The 6,566-nt window shown below is 73.9% G+C and carries 7 protein-coding genes; 5 read left to right on the top strand and 2 right to left on the bottom strand.

Annotation, left to right across the window (positions count from 1 at the left end):
• Positions 1 to 177: 177 nt before the first annotated feature.
• Positions 178 to 885 carry a class III extradiol dioxygenase subunit B-like domain-containing protein gene (locus ACWCP2_RS09390; RefSeq protein WP_450907969.1) on the top strand — a complete coding sequence of 236 codons (708 nt, stop codon included), beginning with the start codon at positions 178 to 180 and terminating at the stop codon, positions 883 to 885.
• 75 nt (positions 886 to 960) lie between these two features.
• Here the strand turns inward: ACWCP2_RS09390 and ACWCP2_RS09385 are convergent, their stop codons facing one another.
• Together ACWCP2_RS09385 and ACWCP2_RS09380 are read right to left on the bottom strand one after the other, a co-directional pair.
• A complete protein-coding gene (locus tag ACWCP2_RS09385; protein ID WP_450907968.1) occupies positions 961 to 1,206 on the bottom strand; it encodes an antitoxin in 246 nt (81 codons plus the stop codon).
• Positions 1,207 to 1,228: 22 nt separating this feature from the next.
• Complete coding sequence (locus tag ACWCP2_RS09380) at positions 1,229 to 1,447, bottom strand: gliding motility protein (RefSeq protein WP_450907967.1); 219 nt, start codon at positions 1,445 to 1,447, stop codon at positions 1,229 to 1,231.
• A 174-nt stretch (positions 1,448 to 1,621) separates the two neighbouring features.
• On the opposite strand from ACWCP2_RS09380, the gene miaA reads away from it, so the two are divergent.
• The 4 genes from miaA to ACWCP2_RS09360 all read left to right on the top strand — a co-directional run bounded on the left by miaA (position 1,622) and on the right by ACWCP2_RS09360 (position 6,553).
• Positions 1,622 to 2,560, top strand: coding sequence for a tRNA (adenosine(37)-N6)-dimethylallyltransferase MiaA (miaA, locus tag ACWCP2_RS09375; RefSeq protein WP_450907966.1), 939 nt, complete (start codon positions 1,622 to 1,624; stop codon positions 2,558 to 2,560).
• 126 nt (positions 2,561 to 2,686) lie between these two features.
• The gene (locus ACWCP2_RS09370) at positions 2,687 to 3,301 is read left to right on the top strand and encodes a hypothetical protein (RefSeq protein ID WP_450907965.1); all 615 of its coding nucleotides are present in this window, start codon (positions 2,687 to 2,689) and stop codon (positions 3,299 to 3,301) included.
• 139 nt (positions 3,302 to 3,440) lie between these two features.
• Positions 3,441 to 4,316: a diaminopimelate epimerase gene (dapF, locus tag ACWCP2_RS09365; protein WP_450907964.1), complete on the top strand. Its 876-nt coding sequence runs from the start codon at positions 3,441 to 3,443 to the stop codon at positions 4,314 to 4,316.
• Positions 4,317 to 4,456: 140 nt separating this feature from the next.
• Positions 4,457 to 6,553 carry a RelA/SpoT family protein gene (locus ACWCP2_RS09360; protein WP_450907963.1) on the top strand — a complete coding sequence of 699 codons (2,097 nt, stop codon included), beginning with the start codon at positions 4,457 to 4,459 and terminating at the stop codon, positions 6,551 to 6,553.
• Positions 6,554 to 6,566 lie beyond the last annotated feature (13 nt).

Here is a 6,566-nt window from a genome sequence, read left to right as displayed (position 1 = left end):
GGGGCTGGCCCCCGGGGACGGCGCCGCACGTGGCGAACGGGGTCCGGGCAGCGCCCGGGGAACGGTGGAAGGGCGGGTAGGGGACCCAGCCCCGCAGGGCAGGGCCGCACTGCGCGCGAGGGTGCGTTCAGGAAGAGCCGGCCTCGCTCGCAGCCGGCGGCGGCTACGCTGCGGATCATGCTCGTAGCCGCCGCCGTCTGCCCCGCCCCGCCGATGCTCCTGCCGGAGCTCGCCACGGGCGCCGCCGCCGAACTCGCCGACGCCCGGACCGCGTGTTCCGACGCGCTGTCCGTGCTCGCCGCCTCCCGGCCCGATCTGCTCGTCGTGGTCGGAGCCTGCGACCCCGACCACCACGGCGCCTACCCCCAGGGCGCCCGCGGCACCTTCCGGGGATTCGGGGTCGCGGCCGACGTACGGCTGGGCGAGGGCGAGGAGGGGCCGCGGCTGCTGCCCACCCCGCTCGCCGTGGGTGCCTGGCTGCTCGGCCGGGCGGGCTGGGGCGCCGCACCTCTGGAGGGGTTCGGGGTCGCCGGGCCGCTGGACACCGAGGGGTGCCTGGAGGCCGGCCGGGAGCTCGCCGCACGCGAGGAGCGGGTCGCCCTGCTCGTCATGGGCGACGGCAGCGCGCGGCGGACCCTCAAGGCCCCCGGCTACCTCGACGAACGCGCCGCCGGCTTCGACGCCGAGGCCGCCCGCGCGCTGGGCGCCGCCGACCTGCCCGCCCTCGCCGCCCTCGACGCGGGACTCGCCGCCGAGCTGCAGGCCGCCGGCCGGGCCCCCTGGCAGGTGCTCGCCGGCGCGGCCGAGGGCGCGGGGCTCGAAGGCCGGCTGCTGTACGAGGACGCCCCGTACGGGGTCGGGTACTTCGTCGCCGCCTGGTCGTAGCCGCAGGCCTCGGGAAAGCGGGAAGGGGCGCGGCACCCAAGGGTGCCGCGCCCCTTCCGGGATGACGGGACCGCGTCAGGAAGCGGCCGGCGGCGTCGGCCCGCCGGGAGCGTCCTTGTGCGCGATCTTGCCCAGGGCGTCCTTCGCCTTGTCCGCGCCGGTGGAGATCTGGCCGCTGTACTTGCCCTTGGTCTTGGAGTCGACGGCCTTGGCCACCTTCTCCAGATTCTGGGCGATCTTGCCCTCGTGCTGTGCAGCGAGGTCGCCCACCTTGTCCTTCGCGGGCGCGAGCTTGGCCTTGAGATTGTCCAGCAGGCCCATGGGTCACCTTCCAATGGCGAGGCTACGTACGGGCACCCTCTGCGGCCTCGCTGTCCGCTCCGACCTCCGCCGTCTGCTGCTTCGGGATCTCGACGGCCTCGGCCGCCGCGCTCTCCTCCGCCACAGCCTGCTCGGTCCCGGCCTCGTCGGCCGTCGCGGACTCCGCCGTCAGATCCACGGAAACGGCCTCTTCGGTCGTCGCCTGGGTCTTGCGGCCGAGAAGCCGGTCCAAAATGCCCATGTCTACTCCTATAACGTTACTCGTGTGAGTGAAGTTCCGCCGTGGACGGGCCGCCGTACGGAAGGCGCACGTCCGGCCGGAACCCCGTCAGGGCAACGACCTCGGCCGGGTCCCGTCACGTAGCTCGATCGGGTACATGGCGATGCCTTGACGGAGGGCTGCGAGACTGGTGCGGTGAGGAAAGCAGCCCCCGCCCCGCGGGTCATCGCCGTCGTAGGACCCACCGCGGCCGGAAAGTCCGATCTGGGCGTAGCCCTGGCCCGTCACTTCGACGGCGAAGTCGTCAACGCCGACTCGATGCAGTTGTACCGGGGGATGGACATCGGTACCGCCAAACTGACGACCGAGGAGCGCGGAGGGGTCCCGCACCACCTCCTCGACATCTGGGACGTCACCGAGACGGCGAGCGTCGCCGAGTACCAGCGCCTCGCCCGCGCCGAGATCGACAAGCTGCTCGCCCAGGGCCGTACGCCGGTCCTCGTCGGGGGTTCCGGCCTCTACGTGCGCGGCGCGCTCGACGCCATGGAGTTCCCCGGCACCGACCCCGAGGTCAGGGCCCGGCTGGAGGCCGAGGTCACCCTGCGCGGCCCCGGCGCCCTGCACGCCCGGCTCGCCGCCGCCGACCCGGCCGCCGCGCAGGCCATCCTGCCCAGCAACGGCCGCCGCATCGTGCGCGCGCTGGAGGTCATCGAGATCACCGGGCGGCCGTTCACCGCCAACCTGCCCGGCCACGAGTCCGTCTACGACACGGTCCAGATCGGCGTGGACGTGGCCCGGCCCGAGCTCGACGAGCGGATCGCGCTGCGCGTGGACCGGATGTGGGAGGCCGGGCTGGTGGACGAGGTCCGCACGCTGGAGGCCGCGGGCCTGCGGGACGGAATCACCGCTTCCAGGGCGCTCGGCTACCAGCAGGTGCTGACCGCCCTCGCCGGGGAGTGCACCGAGGAGGAGGCGCGCGCCGAAACGGTCCGCGCCACCAAGCGGTTCGCCCGCCGGCAGGACTCGTGGTTCCGCCGCGACCCGAGGGTGCACTGGCTCAGCGGGGCCGTCGCGGACCGGGGAGAACTCGCCGGACTCGCGCAGTCGTTGGTCGAACGAGCGGTCACAGCCTGATCACGTGATGGCATCGGGACGCCCCGCACGCCCGTCCCGGGCCTGACGGCGTGCCATCATCAAACTTCCGCCGGTGCCGTCACCGGCGGTGAACGGCGGCGTACGAGGTCCAAGTGGGGAGGGCGCGTGGCGATGGAGGCCGGCCCTCGTGACACCGGTCGGGACGACACCCGGCCGGAAGCGGATCCGATGCTTCACAGTGCCCTCGCCGACGGCGGCGGACCGTCCGGCGGAGCGCCGCCGGACGCCGACGCCCCCGTACTGCCCGTGGACGCCGACGCCCTCGCTCTGCCCGGGGACACCGACGGCGGCCTCGGACTGGGGCTGCCCGCGGATCCCGCGCGGCTGACCCCCGACGGCCCGGACGCGCCCGACTCCGCCGAGGCGGAGGCCGCCGCGGCCCCCGCCTTCGAGGTGGAACTGCGCCCCCAGCGCCGGCTGAGGCTGTGGCAGATCGCCCCCATCGTCATGCTGGCCGCCGCCGGATCCCTGATGTTCGCCTTCCCGCTCGCCTTCGAGTTCGGCGACGGCGGAGCGGTCGTCGCCATGCTCGGATTCCTCATCAGCTGCTGCGCGGGCGGCTGGGGCCTGATGGCCGCGCGCCGCGTGGGCTACGCCCTGCCGGGACTACCGGCCCGCGGCTCGGGCCGGCGGCCCGACTGGCGCCTCGCCCTGATGTACGCGCTGGTCGCGCTGGGTGTCGTGGCGCTCGCGGTGTACCGGGTGGCCCGGCTCCGCTAGCGGGGGCGGCCCGGCTCGGGCAGCGGCGGGGACCCGGCTCGGGCAGCGGGGAAGACCCGGCTCGGGCAGCGGCGCGCGGCCCGGTCCGGCCGGTGGGACGGCCCGGCTCCGACGGGCGCCGGCTCGGTACCATGGGCGGGTGACGCAGACCAGCCTCTCCTTCCTCAAGGGCCACGGCACCGAGAACGACTTCGTGATCGTCCCGGACCCGGACAACGCCATCGAGCTGCCGGCCTCCGCCGTGGCGCGGCTGTGCGACCGGCGCGCCGGGATCGGCGCGGACGGCGTGCTGCACGTCGTGCGCTCCGCCGCGCACCCGGAGGCCGCGCACCTGGCTGACGAGGCCGAGTGGTTCATGGACTACCGCAACAGCGACGGCTCCGTCGCCGAGATGTGCGGCAACGGCGTCCGCGTCTTCGCCCGCTACCTCCAGCACGCCGGGCACGTGGAGCCGGGCGACCTGGCCGTCGCCACGCGCGGCGGGGTCAAGCGGGTGCACCTCGACAAGACCGGCGACGTGACCGTCTCCATGGGCCGCGCCGAGCTGCCCGAGGGCGAGGTCACCGTCTCCGTCGGCGAGCGCTCCTGGCCCGCGCGCAACGTCAACATGGGGAACCCGCACGCGGTGGCCTTCGTCGACAGCCTCGACGACGCCGGTAACCTGCTGGACCCGCCCCCGTACAGCCCGGCGTCGGCCTACCCGACGGGCGTCAACGTCGAGTTCGTCGTCGACCGCGGCCCCCGGCACGTCGCCATGCGCGTCCACGAGCGCGGCTCCGGCGAGACCCGCTCCTGCGGCACCGGCGCCTGCGCGGTCGCCGTGGCCGCCATCCGCCGCGACGGCGCCGACCCGGCCGCCACCGGCGCGCCCGCCACGTACACCGTCGATCTGCCCGGCGGCACGCTGGTCATCACCGAGCACCCCGACGGGCGGATCGAGATGACCGGACCCGCCGTGATCGTGGCCGAGGGCGAGTTCGATCCCGCCTGGCTCACCGAAACGGCTTTCGTCTGAAGCTTCCCTCTAATGGGTGATCCGTTTCACGCTGAGCAAGAGGTGGACTGCGCCACGTGATGGGGTCGGTAGCATCAGGCACCGGCCCTGAGGGCTCACCCCATGCCCACCACCGCCGGTCGATGCCGTCGGAGGTGCCCATGAGTGCAGAGGCCACGAACCCCGAAGCACGTCCCGAAGCGCTCCCTGAACTTCGCAGACGTGGCAGGACCAGGCTTGACCTGCGACGACTCGGACGCGCAGCGCTGCTCGGACCCACGCCCCGGGACCGGCTGCCGGACGCCATCGGCCATGTCGCCGAGGCGCACCGCGCCCATCACCCCGACGCGGACCTGTCGATCCTGCGCCGCGCGTACCTGCTCGCCGAGACCTCGCACCGCGGCCAGATGCGCAAGAGCGGTGAGCCGTACATCACACATCCGCTCGCCGTGACCCTCATCCTGGCCGAACTGGGCGCCGAAACCACGACCCTGACGGCCTCGCTCCTGCACGACACCGTCGAGGACACCGACGTGACCCTCGATCAGGTCCGCGAGGAGTTCGGCGACGAGGTCTGCTTCATCGTCGACGGCGTCACCAAGGTCGAGAAGATCGACTACGGCGCCGCCGCCGAGCCCGAGACCTTCCGCAAGATGCTCGTCGCCACCGGCAACGACGTCCGCGTGATGTCCATCAAACTCGCCGACCGGCTGCACAACATGCGCACCCTCGGGGTGATGCGGCCCGAGAAACAGGCACGCATCGCCAAGGTCACCCGCGACGTCCTCATCCCGCTCGCCGAACGGCTCGGCGTGCAGGCCCTGAAGACCGAGCTGGAGGACCTCGTCTTCGCGATCCTGCACCCCGAGGAGTACGAGCACACCCGCGCCCTCATCGCGGCCCACGCGGGCGAGCGCGACCCGCTGCCCGCCATCGCCGACTCGGTACGGGCCGTCCTGCGCGACGCGGGCATCACCGCCGAGGTGGTGGTGCGGCCCCGGCACTTCGTCTCCGTGCACCGGATCTCCCTCAAGCGCGGGGAACTGCGCGGCTCCGACTTCGGCCGGCTGCTGGTCCTCGTGGGGGAGAACGCGGACTGCTATGCCGTGCTGGGGGAACTGCACACCTGCTTCACCCCGGTCATCTCCGAGTTCAAGGACTTCATCGCCTCACCGAAGTTCAACCTCTACCAGTCCCTGCACACGGCCTTCGCGACGCCGGAGGGCTATGTCGCCGAGGTCATCGTGCGGACCCGGCAGATGCACCGGGTCGCCGAGGCGGGCGTGGTGGCGCTCGGCAATCCGTACACCTCCCCGGCCCCGCCGGCCGCCGAGCAGCTCGCTGCGGCCGACTGCGACGAGGAGCGGGTGGACCCGACCCGGCCCGGCTGGCTGTCTCGGCTGCTCGACTGGCAGCAGTCGGCGCCCGACCCCGACACCTTCTGGGACGTCCTGCGCTCGGAGCTGGCCCAGGACCGGGAGATCACCGTGTTCCGGGCCGACGGGGGCACCCTGGGCCTGCCGGCCGGTGCCGGCTGTATCGACGCCGCCTACGCGCAGTACGGCGAGGCGGCCCACGGCTGTATCGGCGCCCGGGTCAACGGGCGCCTGACCTCCCTGTCCTCCCGGCTCTCCGACGGGGACACCGTCCAGCTCCTGCTCGCGCACGACGCCTCCTCGGGCCCCACCGCCGACTGGCTGGACCACGCCAGGACCCCGGCCGCCCGGATCGCCATCAGCAGCTGGCTGGCGGCCCACCCCGACGGGGCCCGGCCCGCCGACGCCGCGCCCAGGGCGCCGCTGTCGGTGATCGGCCTGCGCAGCGGCGGGGGCAACGCCGTCGCCGACCTGCCGGACGCCACCGTGCGGCTCGCGGGGTGCTGCACCCCGGTGCCGCCGGACGCCGTCGAGGGGTTCGTCGTACGCGGCGGGGTCGTCACGGTGCACCGGGTCCACTGCGCGACGGTGGCTCAGATGCGGGCGGTGGGGCGGACCCCCGTCGCCGTGCACTGGCGGGCGACCGCGGACTGCCGGGTCACACTGCTCGCCGAATCGTTCGGCCGCCCGCACCTGCTGGCCGACCTGACCGAGGCCATCGCCCGCGAGGGGGTCGAGGTGGTGTCCGCGACGGTGGAGCCGCCGGTCGAACAGCGGGTCCGGCACAGCTACACCCTGCAGCTCCCCGACGCGAGGGGCCTCCCGGCGCTGATGCGGGCCATGCGGGACGTACCGGGGGTCTACGACGTCAGCCGGGCGTAGCCCCGGGAGTGGG

The organism is Streptomyces sp. NPDC002104, assembly GCF_053593795.1.
Note: the sequence above shows the minus strand (reverse complement) of the source record. Positions and strands in the feature narration are given on the sequence as shown.